The following is a 22,224-nucleotide window of genomic DNA, read 5'->3' on the forward strand; positions in this document are numbered from 1 at the left end:
AAGTGCTTGCCCTAGAAATAGCAATAGTTCCTAGCATAAGCATAGGAACTAAAGAAGTGCTGCAAGGAACCTTGCAGCACTAAAAAGGTATTACCAGCGGTAATGTGCGAACGCTTTGTTTGCGTCAGCCATGCGGTGAACGTCTTCACGTTTCTTAACCGCAGTACCTTTGTTCTCAGACGCGTCTAGCATTTCAGCAGCTAGGCGTTGAGCCATAGATTTTTCACCACGCTTACGCGCAGCTTCAACTACCCAACGCATAGCAAGAGCGTTACGGCGAACCGGACGAACTTCTACAGGTACTTGGTAAGTTGAACCACCCACACGGCGAGATTTAACTTCTACCGCTGGGCGAACATTTTCAAGAGCTTCTTCAAATACAGCTAAGTGATCTTTACCAGATTTCTCAGCCATAGTTTCTAGTGCAGTGTAAACAATCTTCTCTGCAGTAGATTTTTTTCCGTCAACCATAAGGATGTTAACGAATTTTGCCAGCAGTTCAGATTTGAACTTAGGATCTGGAAGGATCTTACGCTGGCCTATTACGCGACGACGTGGCATGGAATTTCTCCGTTGTCTTCTTCAGGTTTTTTCCAAAACTTTTCAGAATAATAAATAAATAGTGTTTGGCCTTACTTAACGCTTTCTTTTTAAAAAAGACGCATTAAGACTTAGGACGTTTCACACCATACTTAGAACGACCTTTCTTACGGTCGTTAACGCCTGCACAGTCAAGTGCACCGCGAACAGTGTGGTAACGCACACCTGGTAAATCTTTAACACGACCACCACGGATAAGAACAACACTGTGTTCTTGAAGGTTATGACCTTCGCCGCCGATGTATGAAGTAACTTCAAAGCCGTTAGTTAGACGAACACGACATACTTTACGTAGTGCTGAGTTCGGTTTTTTTGGAGTAGTAGTATATACGCGAGTACATACACCACGTTTTTGTGGGCACGCTTCTAGTGCAGGCACGTTGCTTTTAACAACCTGCTTTACACGAGGAGTACGTACCAACTGGTTAATAGTTGCCATTAACTAGCTCCTGATTTACTTGAAAGTAAGCTTGATGAAAAATCTAGCCCTATTACACATAGTGTAAATAGGGACGCAAAATTCTATTCAGCAGTGGGATGTGTGTCAAGAAATATACAGATCTTTTTTAGCCGTCTAGAGCTCAGGATGGTCTTTTTTTAACCATACTGATAAAACGCAGCTACCAAGTTACTGATTTGTCGTTCAAAACGGTTAGTTTGACGAATCCGTCGAAGTCCACTTGATCCAGAGTGCTTGAAGCAAGTTGTTGTAAACCTCGGCTATCGAGATCTGTTTTTAATACCGACACATGTTCAACGGTTGAGATTTGATTGAATAACTCATGATTTGGAAGGCAAACATACACCGCATCTTCAACCAAAAGGATGTGATCCTTTTGTTGCGAGTACGCCAATGCAAGCTTGAGTTTGTCTACTGATTTTACAATATGAAGCATAACGTTCCCTAGAAAGTCAGTATTTTTTGGCGCTGAGCTAACTTCTGCGTCAACTCATTCACTTCTAGCGCAGTCACATCGATCAGTAAGTTATCGGTCGAGAGACCAAACTGCTTGAGGCTATGTTGACACACGTAAACTTGCTCGATGTCGTAGAGGTCCATAAGCTTGAATGCAGAAATATAGTCACGTGATAGGGATTCATCAGGCTGTTGAGCCTTGAGAAGCTGTGTAACGCCATTACCGACAAAGAACACGGTAATGTCTTCACTATAGGCTGAAGCCGCTAGCAATGCGTCTAGCCCTTCTCTGCCCGCTGCCGTCGTATGAGGAAAAGTGTTAAATACAAAAGCCAATTTACTCAAAACTGTACAACCCTATCTTGCGTCAAAAGTGCTTCAGATAAGCTCCCTAACCCAGCTTGGGTAAACCCAGCCGCCAAGTTAGATGCACTCAATTGATGTTGCGTTGCTTCATCCGTGCTGATCACTCCGCGTCTAAGCGCAGCAGCAACACACGTTTCAAGGCTAACATTGTTCTCATCCGCCAGTTTTTGCCAAGCGGAAGCCAAGTCGAATTCATCATTAGCAGGTACGGTAAGGTCAGAGCCATTACTGACGCCATCTTGATAGAAGAATACACTGTGAAGTTTGTGGCCCTGATTAATAAGAGCCACTGCAAACTGGTAAGCACTTCTTGCCGACTGTGAACCGTAGACTGGTCCATTCACTAAAAGTGTATAGCTTAACAACCCTCTTCATCCTCTGTTTTACGTTGTCGGATGTATAGGTATACGGTGTGCTTAGAGATGTTCAATCGCTCAGCAACACGGTTAATCGCGTCTTTAATATCGAAAATACCTTTGTCGTAAAGCTCCATCACGATTTGACGGTTCTTAGTATTGTTCGATACTGATTTGTCGGCATTAATTTCTTCAATGGTGCGTTCAACCGTCTGGTCGACAAGCTCTTCCACATCACTCGCAAAGTTGACTGATGATGCTGCTTCGTCCGCATCTTGCGTAGGCATGAAAGATTGCAGTACTTGTGAGAATGGCGCATCTAAGTTTACGTTAATACACAACAAACCAATCACTCGGTCTTCACCATTGCGGATCGCAACCGTGATCGACTTCATCAATACTCCGCCTTTAGCGCGAGTAAAGTATGAACGTGAGAAGTTACGTTTAGAACCTTCAATATCTTTCAGCATCTTCAATGCGAGATCGGTGATCGGCGAACCAACCTGACGACCTGTATTTTCGCCGTTGGCAATTTTAATCGCAGAAGTATTGAGGTCTTCTAAAGAGTGTAAAACGATTTCACAAAACGGACCGATAAGACTCGCAATACCGTCAACCACGGCCTCATAAGATCTTAGAATGATTTTATCGTGTTCACTGAATGGCATAACGTGGACTGATTCCATTTCAAGTAACACATCTGCATTGACTGTTTCTGTAGTAGTCACTTATTCCTTACCTTCGTGTGAAAAATCAACAAATTTATGTAAGTTTATCAGAAAATTTTAATTGCACACCTAGCTAACATTGCAACTAGTGATTTAGAACAAGTTTAAAAATCAAATACTCACCTTCAAATCATAAAAAAAGCCTAACTCAAAGTTAGGCTTTTTATTCAATCAACGTATTTTAGAATAAAACTTTTAGCTGATATTACTGAGCAGGAGCCGCTTCAGCGTTATCAATTTTAAGTAGTTCAACTTCGAATACTAGCGTTGAGTTAGCAGGGATAGTCGGTGTGTCTTGCTCACCGTATGCTAGCTCTGGCGGGATAACGAACTTGTACTTAGAACCAACTTGCATCAGTTGTACGCCTTCAGTCCAGCCTGGGATTACGCGGTTTAGTGGGAATGTTGCTGGTTCGCCACGATCGTAAGAGCTGTCGAACTGAGTACCGTCTGTTAGCGTACCTTTGTAGTGTACTTGAACGGTATCAGTGTCTTTTGGAGAAGCACCTTCACCAGCCGTCATTACTTGGTAAAGTAGACCAGATTCAGTTTGCTTAACGCCTTCAGTTTTAGCGAACTCAGCGCGGAAATCATCACCGGCTTTCTTCACTTCTGCAGATTTTTCTGCCGCTTGTGCTTGCATTGTTTCAGCAACACGCTTGTCTAGAGCTTCTAGAGCTGCACGAGTTTCTTCTTCGTTAAGTGCTGTTTTCTCTGCGAATACGTCTTCGATACCTTGAAGAACCATATCTTTGTCTAGGTTAATGCCTAGCTCGCTTGGCTTATCAATGCTTGTGCTTAGGTAGTTCGCGAAAGATACACCGATTGCGTATGCCGCTTTGTCATCTTCTGTTTTAAAGTTTACTGCTGCAACTTTAGCTTCTTCTACCTGTGGAGCTTCTGCCTTTGGTTCTTCTTTCTGACAACCAACTGCTAGCATAACCGTTGCGGCAAGCAGTGATACTTTTAAAACTGATTTCATTGAATTCTCCAATTAATGGCCAAGCCATTGGTTATTGTGCACAAATCTAATGATTAGATTGGTGTGAATACGTTAGTTATAACAATATACTAGTCATATGTCTTTCGACACAAACCGGATTATTAGATGTGATGCGAATATTTTTCCACTCATTGCTATGTACGATTGTCATCACCTTGTTAAATGGTTGCTTTTTCTTTCAAGATGATGAGCAACGTTGGGAAATTGAACCCAATGGTGCCACCAGCTTTGCCCTAAGCAGAGATGGACGCTTCGCCCTGCTCTACTCTCAGCAAAAACACTTACTTCTCTGGGACTTAGACCAAAACAAAGAGCTCGCTCAGCTCGGCCCGCAAGATCAATCAGAAAACCAAGTATCGCGTATCCGCATCTCGGACAACGGCCGCTTCGCCATTACCGCCAGCCAGATGAATTTCGCCGTTTGGGACTTATCTTGGACTCAAGCTGAAGGGCTTTGGTCTATTTCCGATGGCCTAATTCGTGATGTCGATATATCCAGCAATGGTGAAAAAGTCTTACTTGGCCTGTCTAATGGCAAAGCTATCTATGTGGACTTAGTCACCGGACGCCGTCTTGAGTTCCTTGCTCACCGAGAAAAAGTTAATTCAGTCTCCCTCTCTTCTAATGGCCGCTACGCATTATCAGGCGGCAACGACTACAAAGCTTACCTTTGGGATACCGAATCAGGCTTGGTGTTACGTACCTTCGAGCATGAACAAAGAGTAGTACGAGTTGCACTACAACGGGATGGAGAATTGGCTTTTACTTCCGATGGCGGCAACCAAGCGATGATTTGGGATCTAGAAACAGGTGAACCTCAAGCGCAATTGCAGAGCTGGTCTCGACAGCTGATATTCTCTAGTGCTCGCTTTTCTGACGACGGCAGTATGTTGGTGACGGGTACACCATCCAGCCAAGTGAGTGTATGGAATACTCAAGATGGAAAACGCATTTCTCGTCACGATGCCGAGCCATTAAAAGATGCTCGCCCTCCCCGTGCGGTAGTGTATGATGCAGCCTTTGATGAAAAGAACCGTGTGATATCGGGCACCTCTGCGGGCATCGCCCAAGCTTGGAATGTGGATTAAGAACGATGACAGAAAAGCGAATTGAACAACTAGAAAGCCGCGTGAATGACCTAGAATGTCAGTTGGCTTTCCAAGAACAAACCATTGAAGAACTTAATGAAGCGCTTAGCCAACAACAGATGTTGATCACGAGAATGCAAGATCAAATGAAGTTCGTGGTGGGTAAAGTGAAAAATATGGATGGCTCAAACCTCGCTGACGCATCAGAAGAGACGCCACCTCCACACTATTAAGCGCCGTTCAAAATGACGAATTGATTCTAGTGACGTGTATCACTAGAAATATGCAAACTAAAAGGGCGACAGATTCTTATCTGTCGCCCTTTTGTTTGTTTAGTCTGCGCTAATTCAACCAAAGCTAGTTAAACCAATATAAGCTTAGTCATCGGCATAAATCTTCACTTCCACGCAGCCGTTAGTATCAACACTCGCGCGATACATTCCTGAACTGTTCATACCGAAGTGAATATCACCTTGGCCATCGATAGCAATCAAGCCGCCTTCGCCACCCATGGTTTTCAGTTCACCTTGAATGATGTGTTCACAAGCCGTATGCACATCTTCCTTGAGATAACGCATTCTTGCCGCCACATCACTGGCGACCATCTTTCTAAGGAAGAACTCACCCATACCTGTCGTTGATACGGCCACGTTGCCATTTTCAGCAACAGTGCCTGCACCGATGATTGGAGAATCTCCCACACGACCGTATTTTTTATTGGTTACGCCACCGGTACTGGTCGCTGCAGCTAAGTTACCGGCCTGGTCTAATGCTACTGCGCCAACCGTGCCGTACTTTTTATCATCTGGATATTTTTGAGCTTGTTGCTCATCGTATTTTGCTTCAGACAAAGCAAAGATGCCTTTCTCTTTCATCGACTGAAGTTGGTCATAACGACGCTCAGTAAAGAAGTAATCTTGCTCGGTGAAGATATACTCATGCTCAAACGCAAACTTCTCTGCGCCTTCACCAATCAGCAGCACATGGTCGCTTTTAAGCATCACATCACGCGCAAGTTCAATTGGATTTTTGATATGGCGGACACCTGCAATAGCACCCGCATCCATTTCGCGACCGTGCATCACAGAAGCATCCATCTCAACAAATTCGTCATGAGTCAGAACCGAGCCTTTACCGGCATTAAAGTGCGGGCTGTCTTCCATCACCTTGACTGACGCAACCACTGCATCCAGCGCATCTCCACCCGATTGCAACACTTGATAGCCAGCCAAAACCGACTTCTCCAGAGCCTCGGTAATACCCGTTTTTAATTCATCGCTCATTTGCTCTCGCAAGATAGTTCCTGCACCACCATGAATGGCAATTGAAAAAGGCTGTGACATGCGAACTCTCCACTGACGTCGTCTTAAAATGTTGTGCTATCAATACCACATCCAAGGTTTGATGTCTGATAGCGAAAACCAAACTTTTTACGAATGCTTAGATTTGCGGACACTTAGATTTGCACTAGATTAAAAGCCAGCTCAAAAAGCGAGACTTCTAAACGAAGAAAGCCTCCGCAAGGGAGGCTTTCAGTATTCTTAAACTAAACCGCTAATTCGGTATTAGTGAGAACCACAGCTACCGCCGCCGCAGCAGCCGTCTTTTTTCTCTTCAGCGTGGTCATGGCCTTCGCCACCACAGCAACCGCCTTCGTGGTCATGATCATGGTCGTGACCGTGGCTACCACAGCCGCCTTCTTGGTGTACGTGACCGTGTTGAACTTCTTCTTCAGTCGCTTCACGAACGGCTACAACTTCAACGTCAAACGTTAGAGTTTGGCCAGCTAGCATGTGGTTACCATCAACAACAACTTCGTCGCCATCTACTTCAGTAACTTCAACTGGGATTGGACCTTGGTCAGTATCCGCTAGGAAACGCATGCCAACTTCGATTTGTTCAACACCTTGGAATACGTCTGCAGGAACACGTTGAACTAAGTCATCGTTGTGCTCGCCGTAAGCGTCTTCTGGAGTAACCGTTGCTGAGAACTTGTCGCCAGCTACTTTGCCTTCAAGCTCTTTTTCAAGACCTGTAATTAGGTTGTTGTGACCGTGAAGGTAATCTAGTGGAGCTTCTGCAGTTGATTGGTCAACTACTACGCCATCTTCAAGTTTCACTTGATATGCAACACTAACTACTACGTTCTTTTCAATTTTCATGAGAGCTCCAAGGAGGTTTGGACTAAGCTCGAACAGTTGAGCTTAGGAAAAATTCTGTACCGGGATATTATGGGGATCAATTAACGAAACTCAATCATTCTGGCTTAAAAATACCGATCATTTCTTGATTCGCGTGTTCAGATTTCTCTACAGTTTTCGGTTTACGCTGCTCAGTGAAGTCACAATCGACGCATTCCACCAGCTCGATATTATTTTCAACCCACCAGCGGAGTGTGTCTTGAGTCTTGCAGCTTGGGCAGCTCGCCCCTGCAATAAAGCGTTTTTTCTGTTTCACGTTCATATCCTTTACTACTCTGGATTCGCAGTTCTTCCCACATGCTCTATTCGAGACTAAGCAGAGACCGCGTTTATTATTAGATTGATTCTTTAAGTTACAGTTTTTAAGAACAACTATAGAGCTAAGCTCAAGCGATTAGTTCTAAGTTCTAAGCTCAGGCTATTGCCAATAGTTTCTAGATTGGTGATCATTTTCCATCTCATGTCCAAAGATCTCTTCAAGCTCTTTACGAGCTTCTTTCGCTCTCTGAGCTAACTCGGCATCTTCGCTATGCTGAGGAAGCAACTCTTTGAGCATACCATTATCCAATTTCCTAAAATGTGCTTCTGCTCGCTTCGCTTTATATGGATGCATACCAAGTTCAGTCAATGTTTGACGACCTAAATCTAGAGCCCCAAGGAAAGTTTCACGAGAATAGTTGCTCACACCATGGTTAAGTAATTGATACGCTTCAACACGGCTTCGAGCACGCGCTAAGATCTTCAACTGCGGGAAATGCTGCTTACACAAATCGACGGTCTTCATGATTTCATCGGGAGAATCGGTACACAGCACAATGGCTTCAGCCTTATCCGCTCCCGCAGCTCGTAATAGTTCAAGGTGAGTTGAGTCACCGTAGAATACCTTGTAGCCGAATTTTCTAAGGATATGGATTTGGCTGGCATCACTTTCAAGAACGGTGATACGAATCTTGTTGGCATACATTAGACGCCCAATGATCTGACCGAAACGACCAAAGCCCGCAATAATCACTCGAGGGCTGCGATCAACCACATCCGAAGACATTGCGCTTTCACTGATTTGATTGAGTTGACGAGCAAAGAAACGATCTTGCAGCTTAAGCATCAATGGCGTGGTCACCATAGAAAGGCTCACAACAACCAGTAAGAACGACACTTGGTCACCACTTAGGATGCCTTGTGCACTCGCTGCGGTAAAAATAACGAAAGCGAATTCACCACCTTGGCTCAGAATCATCGCCATACGGCTACGCGCTTTAGTTTGAGTACCGAAGATACGAGCCAGCGCATACAACACCAATCCTTTCAATACGACCAGAGACGACACCGCGATCAATATTGCGAATGGACTTTCTGCCAGTAAACCTAAGTTCACCGCCATACCCACCGAAATAAAGAACAGGCCGAGCAGTAACCCTTTAAATGGGTCTATGGCGATTTCAAGCTCATGTCGATATTCACTTTCAGCCAGAAGTACGCCCGCCAAGAAAGTACCGAGTGCCATCGACAAACCAATCTGCTGCATGATGACGGCAATACCAATCACCAATAACAGCGCCGCAACTGTGAATAACTCACGCACACCGCTCATGACTACATATCGGAATAGTGGTCTCAACAAGAAGTGACCACCGACAAGCAAGCCAATGACACCACCTAGCATCCACAACATGTCAGCCCAACTGCCGCCCGTATTACCAGCGAGCAAAGGCAGCATCGCCAACATAGGGATTACTGCTATATCTTGGAAAAGTAGTACTGCAAAGCCGGATTGCCCCGCTTCTTTTCCGCCAAGCTCTCGCTCTTCAATAACACGCAAGGCAATCGCAGTGGAAGACAGCGCCAAGCCCATACCTATCACGAGGCTGGTTTGCCATGTTAATCCGAACAAACAGGCGATGGCGGTAATAATCAAGGTGGTGATCAGCACTTGCGCACCACCGAGTCCGAGAATAGGCGCCCTCATCTGCCACAGTTTTTTAGGGTTAAGCTCTAAGCCAATCAAGAAAAGCAGCAGCACCACCCCAAATTCGGAGAAGTGTAGAATCGCCTCTACATCACTGATTAAACCAAGCCCCCACGGGCCAATCGCCACGCCAGCTAATAGATAGCCGAGTACTGAACCTAAGCCAGCTCGCTGCGCGATAGGAACCGCAACCACAGCAGCCGCTAAAAATATAACGCTACTTTGTAGAAAATCATTAGTCAGAGCCATCATTCGCTCCTATATCTTGTAGCGGGTCTCGCAGCCAATTTCGATACGCTTCTGCGTGTTGGTAAAGCGTCATATCCGAAACATTTCTCGCCCAGTGTAAAACTAAGGGGGATATCCAGTGCATCTGACACAAAGCAGCGGTTAACTCGAATGGTTGCAAGATCTCTTGTAATGGATATTTATTATAGCCTGCGGCGCCAAACGCCTCTTCTTTACCACCGGTAGTAATAACGCTGCGCCAGTGTTTGCCTTTAAGCGCACTCTGCTCACCGAATGCAAATCCTTTTCCTAACACACGATCAAACCACTCCTTCAATAACGAAGGACAGGAATACATAAACAGAGGATGCTGGAACACAATCACATCGTACTCTAGGAGTAAGTCATGCTCATAAGGCACATCGATAAAGAAGTCTGGGTAGATGGCGTAGAGATCGTGAATTTTGACATGACCGAGCGACTCGACCTTTTTAACCATCATTTGATTAGCAATAGAGGTGTGTGGCTCTGGGTGTGCGTAGATTATTAACACCTTTGGCACGGCTTTGTCTGTCGAGGGAGTAGTACTCATTCCTTTGAAACATTCCTTTGAGGGCTAAACGGTGGCAAGGCCACAAGAATTTAAGCAAAAGTTATTAATATGTTATTGGCATCATAACGCAAATTGCATTGTGATCGACTTTTATCTGGTTTCAGCCTACTATGCAGGCGTCTGTTCACCTCTAATTTCTATGCTATTTCAATTATGATTACTTTCTCTGATATTCAATTGCTCCGCGGTGGTAAGCCACTCCTCGACCAAGCATCTGCGACTTTTCATCCTGGCGACAAGATCGGTTTGGTTGGTAAAAACGGCTGTGGTAAATCTACGCTGTTCGCCCTAATCAAGGATGAACTGTCTATTGATGCAGGCTCGTTCAGTAAACCAGCTCATTGGGAAATGGCTTGGGTTGCTCAAGAAACACCAGCATTAGAAAGAACAGCCATTGAATACGTGATTGATGGCGACCGTGAATACCGTGGCCTTGAAGATCAACTAGAGAAAGCGGAACAAGCCGACAACGGCACATTAGTCGCAGAGATCCACGGCAAGGTTGAAACCATTGGTGGTTACAGCATCAAAGCACGTGCTGCCGAGTTATTGGATGGCCTAGGCTTTCGCCAAGAGCAAATGACATGGAACCTAACCCAGTTCTCGGGTGGTTGGCGTATGCGTTTGAACTTAGCGCAAGCCCTTCTATGTCGCAGTGACTTACTGCTACTCGATGAGCCTACCAACCACTTGGATTTAGACGCAGTAATGTGGCTAGAGCGTTGGTTACAAAACTACCCAGGCACACTGGTTCTTATCTCGCACGATAGAGACTTCTTAGATCCTATCGTCAACCGCATCGTGCATGTTGAAAACCAGCAGCTCAATGAATACACCGGTAACTACTCATCGTTTGAAACTCAACGAGCACAAAAGTTAATCCTGCAGCAGGCAATGTTCCAAAAGCAGCAGAAACAAATGTCTCACATGCAGAGCTACATTGACCGTTTCCGCTACAAAGCATCAAAGGCTCGCCAAGCGCAAAGCCGTATTAAAGCACTAGAGAAAATGGAACAAGTGCTGCCCGCTCAGTTTGATAATCCATTCAGCTTTGAGTTTAGAGAGCCAGACGCGCTACCAAATCCAATCATGATGATGGATGAAGTATCAGCGGGCTATGATGACAATCTGATTCTAGAGAAGATTCGCCTTAATCTAGTACCCGGCAGCCGAATTGGTCTGCTTGGTCGAAATGGTGCTGGTAAATCAACGCTAATCAAGCTGCTTTCAGGTGAACTGAAACAGCAAGGCGGTGAGCTGAGCTATTCGCAAGGCGTTAAGATGGGTTACTTCGCTCAGCATCAATTGGAGACGTTGCACCCAGAAGAAACGCCACTTCAGCACATGATGCAAATTGCGCCGAAACACACCGAGCAACAACTGCGTGACTACCTAGGTAGCTTTGGCTTCCAAGGTGAAAAAGCACTCGACAAGGTGGCGCCATTCTCGGGTGGTGAAAAAGCGCGTTTAGTATTAGCGCTACTGGTATGGCAAAAGCCGAACCTGTTGTTACTCGATGAACCAACCAACCACTTGGATCTCGACATGCGTCAGGCGTTGACCTTCGCCCTACAAACGTTTGAAGGCGCGATGGTTATCGTATCGCACGACCGCTACCTACTTCGTGCGACTACTGATGATTTATACCTTGTGCACGACCGTCAGGTGGCACCGTTTGATGGTGACTTAAGCGATTACTACAAGTGGCTAACCGAACAGCAGAAAGTTGAGCGCAAAGAAGCACAAGCATTGGCACCAGCAAAAGACGGAGCCAACAGTGCAGCAGCGAAAAAAGAGCAGAAACGTAAAGAAGCCGAGTTCCGTAAACTGACGGCACCACTTCGTAAAAAGCTGACTCAATTTGAAAAGCAGATGGATAAGTTAACGCTATCTCTCGAAGAAGCTGAGCAAGAATTATCCGACACTTCACTGTATGAAGCTGAAAATAAGGCTAAACTGAATAAAGTACTCGCTCTCCAAGCGAGCAGTAAGTCACAGCTAGAAGAAGTTGAAATGGATTGGATGTCCACTCAAGAAGAGCTTGAGCAGATGGAACAGGATATGGATAGCTTATGAGCCCAGAGCACGCACCAATATCACTAACACTGGAACGACTATGGCAATTTAGCCTTCAGTATTACAGTGTGCGCGGTGTAAAGGATGCGTGCCTAGCTTTGCAAAACCAGTTCCACGGCAACGTCAATCTACTGCTGCTTCTCAAATGGCTCGATGAGCAGCAATTGTCTTTTGCCGAAGAAGAGTGGCACAAGGTACAACAGTGCTTAAGCCGCTCTGAAACCCTGCTTCATAGCTATCGAGAGCTGCGTAAGCACCTCAAACCTCAAGTCGTCGATTCCCTCTACCGTGAAGCTCTCCAATTTGAACTGCAGTTAGAGAAGCAACAGCAATCTGATCTCGTCGACTGCATTAATTCTCTTCAGCTTACGGCTAACCAGCAATCACCACTCGCTTTTCAATACTGTCGTTTATTAGGGGCAGAAAACCTCTACGACGCTTTTTCTGAACCAGCACCCCAACCCTAACGCGTTTCCTTTCTCTAATCTTCAATCAAGATCCAAGCTTACCTTGGTAGTATCGCTCTTCGTTTTCACACGGGAGTGGCGCGCATGACTGGCAATATGTTTGAAGCTCAATCTCGACAATATTCAACCAGTTACCTACATCCTATTTTTGTAACCCGTATCAGTGAAACCCTTGCGCTTATACCGAGAATCAACCAAGCTCAAATAAAAACGTGGGCGTTTCGCTAAAAGCTCAACACTTTATCAAAGCCCATAAAAGAAGCATGGACTGTTTTTATGACAATATTTACCGCAGCCGCTGGTTTATCTAATCCGCACTTACAAACCTTAGTGCCACGATTTATTAGAAAGCAGGCATTGTTTGACCCTCAATGGCAAACCTTAGAAACACCCGACGGTGACTTTCTCGATCTTGCTTGGAGCGAATCGCCAGAGGGTGACACCCCAAGTAATGAGGCTCGAAGTAACAAGCCGATATTCGTTCTATTCCATGGCTTAGAGGGAAGCTTTGAAAGCCCTTATGCCAACGGACTGATGAATGCCTTTGCTAAAGATGGCTGGCTATCAGTAATGATGCACTTTAGAGGCTGCAGCGGAAAGCCCAATCGCTTGGCTCGCGCTTACCATTCAGGTGAAGTCGAAGATGCGCGCTTTTTCCTAAGACATCTACACGCCCAGTTTCCCAATAACCCTAAGGTAGCGGTTGGTATCTCTTTGGGCGGTAACATGCTGGCGAACTATTTGGCTGAGTACGCGGACGACCCATTGCTGTCGGCGGCGACGATTGTCTCTGCACCTTTTGATCTGGCTTGTTGCTCTAGTCGTATTGAGCGAGGTTTCTCTAAGCTCTATAAAAAGTACCTGCTCAACTCTCTCAAATCGAATGCCTTGAAAAAGATTAAGCTGTTGCAAGAAAAGCTCGATATCACCGCCGAAACCATTAAGAAGATAGACAAGCTGTATGAGTTTGATGAACGGATTACTGCGCCTCTGCACGGGTTCAAGAATGCTCAGGACTACTATGCTCAGTGCTCAGCGCTTCCAAAACTTAATAAGATTAAACTACCGACTCAGATCATCCATGCCAAAGACGATCCGTTTATGACAGACGACGTAATTCCAAAGTTCGTGTTGCCTGACAACATCGACTATCGCCTGTTTCAAAAAGGCGGCCATGTGGGGTTCATTACCGGTAGCACGCTCAAACCAAGGTTTTGGTTAGAAGAAGCGTTGCCTGCTTACTATGAAAGTATCCAAGATTCGGCATAATGACCGAGCCTTTTTTAAGGACTGAGTAGTAGACGTCACTAGACACAGTAATCAACACATCAATAAACCTATTTATGAACATAAAAGAGAGAAGTATTTATGATCATCCCATGGCAAGACATTGCGCCAGAAACACTGGAAAACCTCATTAAAGAATTCGTGCTGCGTGAAGGCACAGACTACGGCGACGTAGAGGTTTCACTGCAAAACAAGATTGATCAAGTGAAACATCAATTAGCCTCAAAGGAAGTCAGCATCGTGTTTTCTGAGCTGCATGAAACCGTTGATATTCAAGTCACAAAACGCTTCTAAGCTGCGCTCATAAAGGAGCCGTGTTATAGTGGTAAACGATTGCTAACAAGTAAGTTACTCAAAAGACAAGGGTTGTCATGTCCGCTAAACATCCAATTATTGCGGTGACGGGTTCATCAGGAGCCGGCACCACCACCACCTCAGAAGCCTTCCGAAAAATGTTCAATATGATGGACGTGAAGGCCGCTTGGGTTGAAGGGGATAGTTTCCATCGCTTCACTCGACCAGAGATGGATGTCGAGATCCGTAAGGCTCGCGAGCAAGGTAAGCACATCAGCTACTTTGGTCCACAAGCCAACGATTTTGGCGCATTAGAAGAGTTCTTCCGTCAATACGGTAATGAAGGCACGGGTAAAGTCCGTAGTTACCTACATACCTTCGATGAAGCCGTGCCTTACAATCAAATGCCAGGCACCTTTACGCCATGGCAAGAGATCCCAGAAAATTCCGATGTGATGTTCTACGAAGGTCTTCATGGTGGCGTGGTAGATGGCGACATCAATGTCTCACAGCACGTCGACTTGCTGATCGGTATGGTGCCAATCGTCAACCTTGAGTGGATCCAAAAATTCGTTCGTGACACACGCGATCGTGGGCACTCACGCGAAGCAGTAATGGATTCCATTGTTCGCTCAATGGATGATTACCTTAATTACATCACCCCACAATTTTCGCGTACTCACATCAACTTTCAGCGTGTTCCAACCGTAGATACATCGAATCCACTGAACGCTAAAGGGATTCCAAGTTTAGACGAAAGCTTCGTGGTTATACGTTTGCGTGGCATCAAAAACGTCGATTTCCCCTACCTTCTAGCTATGATAGATGGCTCATTTATGTCACGCCACAACACGCTTGTGGTGCCAGGCGGCAAGATGAGTTTTGCTATGGAGCTCATTGTAAGGCCCATCCTACAACAGCTCATCGAAACCGGAAAAATAGGTTAACAAGACACCATTCTGGTTGATTACTTTTCATACCGTGATCATGTGCACAATTTTGCGTAAAAAATCGTAGCTTGGTCACGATTAAAATCAAGAAATAGTACCTGAAAAAGGATACTATTCTTAAACGAAACACAAGATAGCTTGCAGCGCTCAACGAGTGCTCTTATCCTACAAGTCAATCCAGGCTTAGCTAAAATACGGAAAGCGGCAAGCATACCCTGCAGAGGAAGTAAGATATTATGGTTCTAGGTAAACCCCAAACCGATCCAACATTAGAGTGGTTCCTTTCACACTGTCATATTCATAAGTACCCTTCAAAAAGTACTTTGATTCATGCTGGTGAAAAGGCAGAAACCTTGTACTACATCGTTAAAGGTTCTGTGGCAGTTCTTATCAAAGACGAAGAAGGTAAGGAAATGATTCTTTCTTACCTAAACCAAGGTGACTTCATTGGTGAACTTGGCCTCTTCGAAGAAGACCAAGAGCGTACTGCATGGGTTCGTGCAAAATCTCCTTGTGAAGTAGCTGAAATTTCTTTCAAGAAATTCCGTCAACTTATCCAAGTGAACCCAGATATCCTAATGCGCCTTTCAGCGCAAATGGCAAACCGTCTACAAGTAACTAGCCAAAAGGTTGGTGACTTAGCGTTCCTTGACGTAACAGGTCGTATCGCTCAAACGCTACTTAACCTAGCGAAACAGCCAGATGCAATGACTCACCCTGACGGCATGCAAATCAAGATCACTCGTCAAGAGATTGGCCAGATTGTTGGTTGTTCTCGTGAGACAGTAGGTCGTATCTTGAAGATGCTAGAAGAGCAGAACCTAATTTCTGCACACGGTAAAACTATCGTGGTATACGGCACTCGTTAATCTCGATTAACTGAGCCAAAAATTTGAAAGCCACCAAATGCAAATTTGGTGGCTTTTTTGTTTTCTAAAGATCTAGAGAGCAGATGCGAGATGCGAATGGAGCACCTCCCGCGTCCAAGCGCAAACACTCTCAAAGCGAAGCGTACCCGCATCTTTAGGGTAAAGCCCGTGCTCGTATCTTTCTTTAACCGTTGGTGCTCTCAAAGATCTTGTCAGCCGATGCTGCAACAAATCCTGTATAAATCTCACCATTCGCCATCGCATAACGCTTAGCGAACTCGTAGAAGCCACCAGGAATCACCTCATTGCCTTCAACAAATGAAACTGGCACTTTGTCTGCCATTGTAGATGATTGCTCTAATAAGACCTCTGGAGAGCCTTTAACCTGACCGCCAGATGCATTGATAGTGAAACCTGAATCACTCAAATAGTCATTCACAGTCTGTACTTCATCGAACTCATTAAGCTGGTTCACACTCACCGTAAAGTGGTTGGCACCGTAACCATGAGCCGCTAGCCAAGACGCGTATTCACTCTCTTTTGCTAGCACTTGGAAATCCGCGAAACTCAGATCCCAAAGGCGACCACCAAACAAGAACTCATGGCCTTGAAGCTTGCTTACGTCCACTTGCTCAACCAACTTAGCAACGATCTGTTGTAAGTCACTTGAACACTCTTCTACCTTCAACTCACTAATGAACACTTTCGGTTGGTTTGGGTCTGGGTGCTCATAGTGCTTAGCCACTAGTTTCTTGCTTTCAAACAAGTAATCGCCACACGCTTTATAACCTAGCTCAAGAAAAGGCTTGGCCAGTGTTTCAATGCCCAGCGGTGCAACATTGAAAGTACGCAGTGCAATATGATCATTAATCAGGGCTTCGTCTTCTTTAAGCAGATGATGAACTTTCTCAGCCGATGGGCAAAGCCTGTGAATGTAATCGTCCCATAGTGATTTAAAGAGTAGATCGGGCGTCATGGTGACTCCTTGTCAGAGGTTCTAGCAAGCTAGTAATTTGGATTAGAGAGGGAGAGGCTGGACACAGGGTCAGCAGCCATCAGCCTGTGACATACTTGTTCTATTATTATCTACCGCCCAATCTAGGTGTCGGACGTGATGGAAAAAGGAAGCGATAACACCGCTTCCTCATTACACAATTAACGAATGAATCTGTTATTCATGAACCTAGAGCTCATAAGCTTATGATTCATGAACTTATAGCTTAAGAGCTTAAACTAAAGCTCAATACCTGGGCTAAATGTCGCTGGCAGTTGAGTTTCACCACCTTCCATTGATGCCATAGGGTAAGCACAGTAGTCAGCCGCGTAGTAAGCACTTGGGCGTAGGTTGCCTGAAGCACCTGGGCCACCAAATGGTGCATCACCACTTGCGCCTGTTAGCTGGCGGTTACGGTTAACAATACCTGCACGGATATGGTCAACGAAGTATTCCCATTCAGAATCGTCTGTTGAAACTAGGCCTGCAGACAAACCAAAGCGCGTGTCATTAGCCAATTCAACCGCTTGCTCTAGCGATTGGTAACGAACTACTTGCAGCAATGGACCGAAGTACTCTTCATCTGGTAATTCAGCAATGTTGGTTGCATCAATAATACCCGGAGAAACAAACGCCGCTTCACCCGCCTTTGCTTCGACTAGGCTTACACCACCTAACGATTGCAGATTAGCTTGCGCGTCCAGAATGAATTTAGCCGCAGCTTCAGAAATTTGTGGCCCCATGAATGGTGCAGGCTCAGCGAATGGCTGATCGACACGAATCTTCAAGGTCGCAGCCACGAGCTTGTCCAGCAGTTGATCGCCCTTCTCTCCAACAGGCACATACAAGCGACGTGCACATGTACAACGTTGACCCGCACTGATGAAAGCCGATTGAATGATGGTATAAACCGTCGCGTCAGCATCACCAAATTGGTCAGTGATCACCATAGGGTTGTTGCCGCCCATCTCTAGCGCTAACATCTTGCCCGGTTGACCTGCGAATTGACGGTGAAGGATATGACCAGTATTCGCACTACCTGTGAATAGCACGCCATCAAGGCCTTTAGCATCAGCCAGTGCGATACCTGTCTCTTTAGCGCCTTGCACTAGGTTAATCACGCCAGCAGGAAGGCCAGCTTCTTGCCATAGCTTCATCGCAAACTCACCCGTCCAAGGTGTCTGCTCTGACGGCTTAAATACCACGGTATTACCCGATAGCAGTGCCGGAACAATATGACCGTTAGGTAGGTGACCAGGGAAGTTGTAAGGACCAAATACCGCCATTACGCCTAATGGGCGATGACGCAGTACGATTTGGTTGCCTGCGGCTTCACGTGAAGCTTCACCCGTACGTTCGTGGTAAGCACGAATAGAGATAGCGATTTTACCCGCCATCGCACCCGCTTCAGTGCGAGTTTCCCAAATCGGTTTACCCGTCTCTTTTGCAATAATCTGTGCAATTTCTTCGCTGTTCTCTTTTACCTTCTCAGCAAAGTTCAACACGATCGCTTCGCGCTCTGCAAAGCTCATCTTTTTCCATACTAAGAAAGCGTCACGCGCCGCTGCTACTGCAGATTCAACCTGTGCTGGAGTTGCACTATCGCCTTGCCACACGACTTCATTATTATATGGGCTTACTGATGTCATGGCGTCGCCTTGACCTGCCACCCACTGTCCTGCTATCCACTGAGTCATACTTCTATCCTTAAAATCTTCGACAGATAATCGCCGCTCTTATTGAGCCAACATGCGAACGAATTCGCCTTCTTTTACTTCAAGAGCGCTTGCTACTTCAGATGATAAAATCACTGTGTCGCTAGCTTGGTCATACGCGCCTTTCGCGGCTACTGCGCGGAAGTTCTCAAACGAGGTATTACCAATTAGGAAGTCTTTAGAGCTTGAATGCTCTGCAATTGTCACTTGAGCTCGAATCGCATGACGCACTGATTCGATATTTCTTAGATCACACTCAACCGTTGGGCCCCCATCAAAGATGTCGACATAGCCACGGTTGGTGAAACCTTCACGTTCCAGCAACTTAAGTGCAGGGCGCGTATTGTCATGAACCACTCCAATTACTGCCTGAGCTTCTTTGCTCAGTAGGTTCACATAGATAGGTAACTTCGGCATTAGGTCAGCAATGAAGCCTTTCTTACCAATACCCGTTAGATAATCAGCGAGCGTAAAATCAATCGAGAAGAAATGCTCTTGCAGCCATTTCCAGAAAGGAGAGTTACCTTCTGCATCTGATACGCCACGCATCTCAGCAAAAATCGTTTTCGAGAAACGCTCTGGGTGTTCTGACATGATCAAGAAGCGACACTTAGACATCAAACGACCATTCAATCCACCACGGAAAGCAGGACGTAAGAACAGTGTGCAGATTTCACTGCATCCGGTGTAGTTATTGCCGAAAGTAAGTAGCTTCACGACGTTATTAACGCCAAGCTTCTGCGATGAGTGAACCACTTTGCTGATGTGGTAAGAGTAAAACGGAACATCCCAGCCAATTGAGGCTTCGATGCCTGTGGTACCCGCGACTTCTCCGGTTTCGGTATCGAAGCCAACCATTAGGTAGCCTTCGTCGCCGGGTTCAGTCACATCTTGTTTAGCAAAGCTGTATTCAGAGTGAGTAATACGGTTGGTTAACAGTTCTTCGTTAACCGGAAGAGATGTGAATCCGTGACCAGATTCAACCGCGCAGGTATGCAACGCATCGTAATCAGATAATTTTATTGGGCGAACAACTAGCATCAATATTCCCTCCAGATGCAAAACAGGCCCAAAACGAGAATCTTGGGCCTTTAGCAGTACGTCATGGGATCGCTCTAATGGCGATCATTCCTATGACGCCGCTCAGGCTAAACTAGCGTAGCGATTGCTTTGTCTAGTTTTGATAAACCTTCTTCAATTTCTTGTGTAGTGATAACCAATGATGGCGTGAAACGAACCACGTTTGCACCCGCAACCAGTACCATCAAGCCTTGTTCGCCTGCTGCTACTAATACATCACGAGCACGACCTTGCCATGCTTCATTAAGTGCAGCACCTAGCAATAAGCCTTTACCGCGAACTTCACTGAATATTTGGTATTTGTCGTTAATCTTAGCTAAACCATCACGGAACATTGCTTCACGTTCTTTCACGCCAGCTAGCGTTTCAGGTTGGCTAACGACATCAACAACCGCTTCAGCAACGGCACACGCCAGTGGGTTGCCGCCGTAAGTAGAACCGTGTGTACCGACTTTTAGGTGTGTCGCGAGTTCGGTGGTCGTTAGCATTGCGCCGATTGGGAAACCGCCACCTAGTGATTTCGCTGTACTTAGGATATCAGGTGTCACACCTAGGCCTTGGTAAGCGTAAAAGTTACCCGTACGGCCATTACCTGTTTGCACTTCATCAAAGATAAGCAGCGCATTGTGTTTGTCACACAGTTCACGAACCGTGTTCACGAACTCAGATGTTGGAGATATGATACCGCCCTCGCCTTGCAGAGGTTCCATCATGATTGCACATGTGCGATCTGAGATGTGCGCTTCTAGCGCGGCAATATCGTTGTAAGGCAGGTGAGTTACATCGCCCGGTTTAGGACCGAAGCCATCAGAGTAAGCCTCTTGACCACCCACCGTTACGGTAAAGAAAGTGCGACCGTGGAAACCTTGTTTGAATGCAATGATTTCAGATTTCTCAGGACCGTGAACATCCGCAGCCCAACGACGAGCTAGCTTCAATGCAGCTTCGTTCGCTTCTGCACCAGAGTTGGCAAAGAATACTTTTTCTGCAAAACATACGTCGGTTAGCTTCTTCGCTAGACGCAATGCAGGTTCGTTGGTCATGACATTACTTAAATGCCAAATCTTGTTTGCTTGCTCAGTAACTGCGTTAACCATTGCTGGGTGACAGTGACCCAAACAGCTCACAGCGATACCACCAGCAAAGTCGATATATTCTCGGCCTTGTTGCTCCCAAACGCGTGCGCCTTGCCCTTTTACCGGGATCATTTCCATTGGGTTATAACAAGGCACCATCACCTCATTAAACAGACTACGTTCTACTTTTTTTTCCACTGTCATCGTACATTCCTTTTCGATACCGCAAGCTTCGCAAATAAGCGTACTGGTTCATAAGTGAGACAAAGATATTTTCTCTCGCCATAATCCCGCTGCAGCATTATATTTACATTTAATTAACGTTTTCAATAGTAGATTATTCTTTAGCTATCCCTAACAACCAGCTAAACGTCACTACCTGTGACTATTTATGCATCAATTAATCTGTTTTATGAAGCTTTTTTTACCTAAACGTATAACCTGCAACGGCAAAGCCTTACTGGCATTGCGGTATATTGGGTTCGAGACGAAATAAGGCGAATAATTTTGCATAGGCTAAAAACTTAGCCTTAAGAGGGAGAAATGTTATAAAAAGTGATCAGCGTCAGAGGAGTAAGAGACGCGTAGCGCCCGAATTTAAACGCTTAACGAATGGGCTAACAGGTTTAACTGGCTTATTTAGACGGAGAAAGGGTCAAATTTAAACACTCAACGCGCTAAGAAGTTAGCGAGAAGCTGGTGTCCTTGCTCTGTTTTAATCGACTCAGGGTGAAATTGCACCGCATCAATCGGCAAGGTTTTGTGTTGATACCCCATGATCTCATCCATGCTGCCATCTTCAAATTCCGTCCAAGACGTCAGTTCAAAGCAGTCAGGAAGCGTGCCATTTTTCACCACTAGGGAATGGTAACGTGTCACAGTCAGAGGGTTATTAAGCCCTTGAAAAACGCTCTTACCATTGTGGCGTATTGGAGAGGTTTTACCGTGCATCACTTGTCTGGCTCGTACTACTTCACCACCAAACACTTGAGCGATGGCTTGATGACCAAGACACACACCTAAGATCGGCAGTTTACCCACGAAGTGTTCAATGACTTGCAGAGAGATTCCCGCATCATCAGGCGTACAAGGACCTGGCGAGATAACTAGATGGCTAGGATTCAGCGCTTCAATACCGACAATATCAATCTCATCGTTGCGAACAACTTTTACAGTGACCCCTAACTCACAGAAATACTGATACAAGTTATAGGTAAAAGAGTCGTAGTTATCGATGATAAGTAACATGGGTCGAAATCGTTTGCTAAATACTAAATGATTGGGAGATATAGGGGCGGTATTGTGCAATACCCATGGCGAAAGGCAAGTGGAAACTGCATTTCGCCAATAA

25 protein-coding genes are annotated in these 22,224 nt (G+C 45.6%); 8 read left to right on the forward strand and 17 right to left on the reverse strand.

From position 1 onward, the window contains the following. Window positions 1-90: 90 nt before the first annotated feature. From rpsG to fkpA, 7 genes are all read right to left on the reverse strand, one after another. Window positions 91-561: a 30S ribosomal protein S7 gene (gene rpsG, locus AC3CIA_RS14345; protein ID WP_017073678.1), complete on the reverse strand. Its 471-nt coding sequence runs from the start codon at window positions 559-561 to the stop codon at window positions 91-93. 103 nt (window positions 562-664) lie between these two features. Then, window positions 665-1,039: a 30S ribosomal protein S12 gene (rpsL, locus tag AC3CIA_RS14350; RefSeq protein ID WP_012604917.1), complete on the reverse strand. Its 375-nt coding sequence runs from the start codon at window positions 1,037-1,039 to the stop codon at window positions 665-667. A 181-nt stretch (window positions 1,040-1,220) separates the two neighbouring features. Continuing rightward, window positions 1,221-1,496, reverse strand: coding sequence for a sulfurtransferase complex subunit TusB (gene tusB / locus AC3CIA_RS14355; RefSeq protein ID WP_017083779.1), 276 nt, complete (start codon window positions 1,494-1,496; stop codon window positions 1,221-1,223). Window positions 1,497-1,504: 8 nt separating this feature from the next. After that, window positions 1,505-1,861, reverse strand: coding sequence for a sulfurtransferase complex subunit TusC (gene tusC, locus AC3CIA_RS14360; RefSeq protein WP_488518259.1), 357 nt, complete (start codon window positions 1,859-1,861; stop codon window positions 1,505-1,507). Next, window positions 1,858-2,247, reverse strand: a complete 390-nt coding sequence (gene tusD / locus AC3CIA_RS14365) for a sulfurtransferase complex subunit TusD (protein ID WP_488518260.1) — start codon at window positions 2,245-2,247, stop codon at window positions 1,858-1,860. The genes tusC and tusD overlap by 4 nt, the downstream gene beginning before the upstream one ends. After that, window positions 2,241-2,966 (reverse strand): helix-turn-helix transcriptional regulator, encoded by a 726-nt coding sequence (locus tag AC3CIA_RS14370; protein WP_004729851.1) that lies wholly within the window; start codon window positions 2,964-2,966, stop codon window positions 2,241-2,243. The genes tusD and AC3CIA_RS14370 overlap by 7 nt, the downstream gene beginning before the upstream one ends. Before the next feature lie 205 nt (window positions 2,967-3,171). Further along, window positions 3,172-3,948 (reverse strand): FKBP-type peptidyl-prolyl cis-trans isomerase, encoded by a 777-nt coding sequence (fkpA, locus tag AC3CIA_RS14375; protein WP_004729852.1) that lies wholly within the window; start codon window positions 3,946-3,948, stop codon window positions 3,172-3,174. A gap of 131 nt (window positions 3,949-4,079) precedes the next feature. Here fkpA and AC3CIA_RS14380 point away from each other — a divergent pair, with 131 nt between their 5' ends. Together AC3CIA_RS14380 and AC3CIA_RS14385 are read left to right on the forward strand one after the other, a co-directional pair. Then, window positions 4,080-5,057, forward strand: coding sequence for a WD40 repeat domain-containing protein (locus AC3CIA_RS14380; protein ID WP_029222056.1), 978 nt, complete (start codon window positions 4,080-4,082; stop codon window positions 5,055-5,057). Window positions 5,058-5,062: 5 nt separating this feature from the next. Beyond that, on the forward strand, window positions 5,063-5,290 hold the full coding sequence (locus tag AC3CIA_RS14385) for a SlyX family protein (protein WP_004729640.1): 228 nt from the start codon (window positions 5,063-5,065) through the stop codon (window positions 5,288-5,290). Between the two features lie 144 nt (window positions 5,291-5,434). On the opposite strand, the gene AC3CIA_RS14390 is transcribed toward AC3CIA_RS14385, so the two are convergent. From AC3CIA_RS14390 to kefG, 5 genes are all read right to left on the reverse strand, one after another. Continuing rightward, window positions 5,435-6,400 (reverse strand): isoaspartyl peptidase/L-asparaginase family protein, encoded by a 966-nt coding sequence (locus AC3CIA_RS14390; RefSeq protein ID WP_065207394.1) that lies wholly within the window; start codon window positions 6,398-6,400, stop codon window positions 5,435-5,437. Window positions 6,401-6,622: 222 nt separating this feature from the next. Beyond that, complete coding sequence (slyD, locus tag AC3CIA_RS14395; RefSeq protein WP_017083786.1) at window positions 6,623-7,219, reverse strand: peptidylprolyl isomerase; 597 nt, start codon at window positions 7,217-7,219, stop codon at window positions 6,623-6,625. Between the two features lie 94 nt (window positions 7,220-7,313). Next, window positions 7,314-7,514, reverse strand: a complete 201-nt coding sequence (locus AC3CIA_RS14400) for a YheV family putative zinc ribbon protein (RefSeq protein WP_086048637.1) — start codon at window positions 7,512-7,514, stop codon at window positions 7,314-7,316. A 162-nt stretch (window positions 7,515-7,676) separates the two neighbouring features. Beyond that, window positions 7,677-9,473, reverse strand: a complete 1,797-nt coding sequence (gene kefB / locus AC3CIA_RS14405; protein ID WP_029224575.1) for a glutathione-regulated potassium-efflux system protein KefB — start codon at window positions 9,471-9,473, stop codon at window positions 7,677-7,679. Next, window positions 9,460-10,044, reverse strand: coding sequence for a glutathione-regulated potassium-efflux system ancillary protein KefG (kefG, locus tag AC3CIA_RS14410; RefSeq protein ID WP_054548209.1), 585 nt, complete (start codon window positions 10,042-10,044; stop codon window positions 9,460-9,462). The genes kefB and kefG overlap by 14 nt, the downstream gene beginning before the upstream one ends. A 174-nt stretch (window positions 10,045-10,218) precedes the next feature. On the opposite strand from kefG, the gene AC3CIA_RS14415 reads away from it, so the two are divergent. The 6 genes from AC3CIA_RS14415 (at window position 10,219) to crp (ending at window position 16,008) form a co-directional block, all read left to right on the forward strand. Next, on the forward strand, window positions 10,219-12,141 hold the full coding sequence (locus tag AC3CIA_RS14415) for an ABC transporter ATP-binding protein (RefSeq protein WP_171316612.1): 1,923 nt from the start codon (window positions 10,219-10,221) through the stop codon (window positions 12,139-12,141). Next, window positions 12,138-12,608, forward strand: a complete 471-nt coding sequence (locus AC3CIA_RS14420; protein ID WP_004729647.1) for a TIGR02444 family protein — start codon at window positions 12,138-12,140, stop codon at window positions 12,606-12,608. Before AC3CIA_RS14415 ends, AC3CIA_RS14420 begins: the two co-directional genes overlap by 4 nt. A gap of 276 nt (window positions 12,609-12,884) precedes the next feature. Next, window positions 12,885-13,877, forward strand: a complete 993-nt coding sequence (locus AC3CIA_RS14425; protein ID WP_249632098.1) for a hydrolase — start codon at window positions 12,885-12,887, stop codon at window positions 13,875-13,877. Window positions 13,878-13,976: 99 nt separating this feature from the next. Next, window positions 13,977-14,189 (forward strand): YheU family protein, encoded by a 213-nt coding sequence (locus AC3CIA_RS14430; protein ID WP_004729649.1) that lies wholly within the window; start codon window positions 13,977-13,979, stop codon window positions 14,187-14,189. 77 nt (window positions 14,190-14,266) lie between these two features. Next, window positions 14,267-15,136: a phosphoribulokinase gene (locus AC3CIA_RS14435; protein WP_004729650.1), complete on the forward strand. Its 870-nt coding sequence runs from the start codon at window positions 14,267-14,269 to the stop codon at window positions 15,134-15,136. Between the two features lie 239 nt (window positions 15,137-15,375). Beyond that, window positions 15,376-16,008, forward strand: a complete 633-nt coding sequence (gene crp / locus AC3CIA_RS14440) for a cAMP-activated global transcriptional regulator CRP (protein WP_004729651.1) — start codon at window positions 15,376-15,378, stop codon at window positions 16,006-16,008. 184 nt (window positions 16,009-16,192) lie between these two features. Here crp and AC3CIA_RS14445 read toward each other — a convergent pair whose 3' ends face one another. From AC3CIA_RS14445 to AC3CIA_RS14465, 5 genes are all read right to left on the reverse strand, one after another. After that, window positions 16,193-16,984, reverse strand: coding sequence for a DUF1338 domain-containing protein (locus AC3CIA_RS14445; protein WP_171313450.1), 792 nt, complete (start codon window positions 16,982-16,984; stop codon window positions 16,193-16,195). 257 nt (window positions 16,985-17,241) lie between these two features. Then, window positions 17,242-18,699 carry a succinylglutamate-semialdehyde dehydrogenase gene (gene astD, locus AC3CIA_RS14450; RefSeq protein WP_428783894.1) on the reverse strand — a complete coding sequence of 486 codons (1,458 nt, stop codon included), beginning with the start codon at window positions 18,697-18,699 and terminating at the stop codon, window positions 17,242-17,244. Window positions 18,700-18,738: 39 nt separating this feature from the next. Beyond that, window positions 18,739-19,758: an arginine N-succinyltransferase gene (gene astA, locus AC3CIA_RS14455; RefSeq protein ID WP_065207399.1), complete on the reverse strand. Its 1,020-nt coding sequence runs from the start codon at window positions 19,756-19,758 to the stop codon at window positions 18,739-18,741. A 107-nt stretch (window positions 19,759-19,865) separates the two neighbouring features. Further along, the gene (locus tag AC3CIA_RS14460; RefSeq protein ID WP_488518261.1) at window positions 19,866-21,077 is read right to left on the reverse strand and encodes an aspartate aminotransferase family protein; all 1,212 of its coding nucleotides are present in this window, start codon (window positions 21,075-21,077) and stop codon (window positions 19,866-19,868) included. Between the two features lie 465 nt (window positions 21,078-21,542). Then, the gene (locus AC3CIA_RS14465) at window positions 21,543-22,121 is read right to left on the reverse strand and encodes an aminodeoxychorismate/anthranilate synthase component II (protein ID WP_004729656.1); all 579 of its coding nucleotides are present in this window, start codon (window positions 22,119-22,121) and stop codon (window positions 21,543-21,545) included. Window positions 22,122-22,224 lie beyond the last annotated feature (103 nt).

Source organism: Vibrio sp. QJM3NY_27 (assembly GCF_057785955.1).

Excerpts from the sequence above, each read along its gene's own strand:
- rpsG (WP_017073678.1), bottom strand. The coding sequence starts at position 561 with ATGCCACGTCGTCGCGTAATAGGCCAGCGTAAGATCCTTCCAGATCCT.
- rpsL (WP_012604917.1), bottom strand. The coding sequence starts at position 1,039 with ATGGCAACTATTAACCAGTTGGTACGTACTCCTCGTGTAAAGCAGGTT.
- tusB (WP_017083779.1), bottom strand. The coding sequence starts at position 1,496 with ATGCTTCATATTGTAAAATCAGTAGACAAACTCAAGCTTGCATTGGCG.
- fkpA (WP_004729852.1), bottom strand. The coding sequence starts at position 3,948 with ATGAAATCAGTTTTAAAAGTATCACTGCTTGCCGCAACGGTTATGCTA.
- AC3CIA_RS14380 (WP_029222056.1), top strand. The coding sequence starts at position 4,080 with ATGCGAATATTTTTCCACTCATTGCTATGTACGATTGTCATCACCTTG.
- AC3CIA_RS14385 (WP_004729640.1), top strand. The coding sequence starts at position 5,063 with ATGACAGAAAAGCGAATTGAACAACTAGAAAGCCGCGTGAATGACCTA.
- AC3CIA_RS14390 (WP_065207394.1), bottom strand. The coding sequence starts at position 6,400 with ATGTCACAGCCTTTTTCAATTGCCATTCATGGTGGTGCAGGAACTATC.
- slyD (WP_017083786.1), bottom strand. The coding sequence starts at position 7,219 with ATGAAAATTGAAAAGAACGTAGTAGTTAGTGTTGCATATCAAGTGAAA.
- kefB (WP_029224575.1), bottom strand. The coding sequence starts at position 9,473 with ATGGCTCTGACTAATGATTTTCTACAAAGTAGCGTTATATTTTTAGCG.
- kefG (WP_054548209.1), bottom strand. The coding sequence starts at position 10,044 with ATGAGTACTACTCCCTCGACAGACAAAGCCGTGCCAAAGGTGTTAATA.
- AC3CIA_RS14415 (WP_171316612.1), top strand. The coding sequence starts at position 10,219 with ATGATTACTTTCTCTGATATTCAATTGCTCCGCGGTGGTAAGCCACTC.
- AC3CIA_RS14420 (WP_004729647.1), top strand. The coding sequence starts at position 12,138 with ATGAGCCCAGAGCACGCACCAATATCACTAACACTGGAACGACTATGG.
- AC3CIA_RS14425 (WP_249632098.1), top strand. The coding sequence starts at position 12,885 with ATGACAATATTTACCGCAGCCGCTGGTTTATCTAATCCGCACTTACAA.
- AC3CIA_RS14430 (WP_004729649.1), top strand. The coding sequence starts at position 13,977 with ATGATCATCCCATGGCAAGACATTGCGCCAGAAACACTGGAAAACCTC.
- AC3CIA_RS14435 (WP_004729650.1), top strand. The coding sequence starts at position 14,267 with ATGTCCGCTAAACATCCAATTATTGCGGTGACGGGTTCATCAGGAGCC.
- crp (WP_004729651.1), top strand. The coding sequence starts at position 15,376 with ATGGTTCTAGGTAAACCCCAAACCGATCCAACATTAGAGTGGTTCCTT.
- AC3CIA_RS14445 (WP_171313450.1), bottom strand. The coding sequence starts at position 16,984 with ATGACGCCCGATCTACTCTTTAAATCACTATGGGACGATTACATTCAC.
- astD (WP_428783894.1), bottom strand. The coding sequence starts at position 18,699 with ATGACTCAGTGGATAGCAGGACAGTGGGTGGCAGGTCAAGGCGACGCC.
- astA (WP_065207399.1), bottom strand. The coding sequence starts at position 19,758 with ATGCTAGTTGTTCGCCCAATAAAATTATCTGATTACGATGCGTTGCAT.
- AC3CIA_RS14460 (WP_488518261.1), bottom strand. The coding sequence starts at position 21,077 with ATGACAGTGGAAAAAAAAGTAGAACGTAGTCTGTTTAATGAGGTGATG.
- AC3CIA_RS14465 (WP_004729656.1), bottom strand. The coding sequence starts at position 22,121 with ATGTTACTTATCATCGATAACTACGACTCTTTTACCTATAACTTGTAT.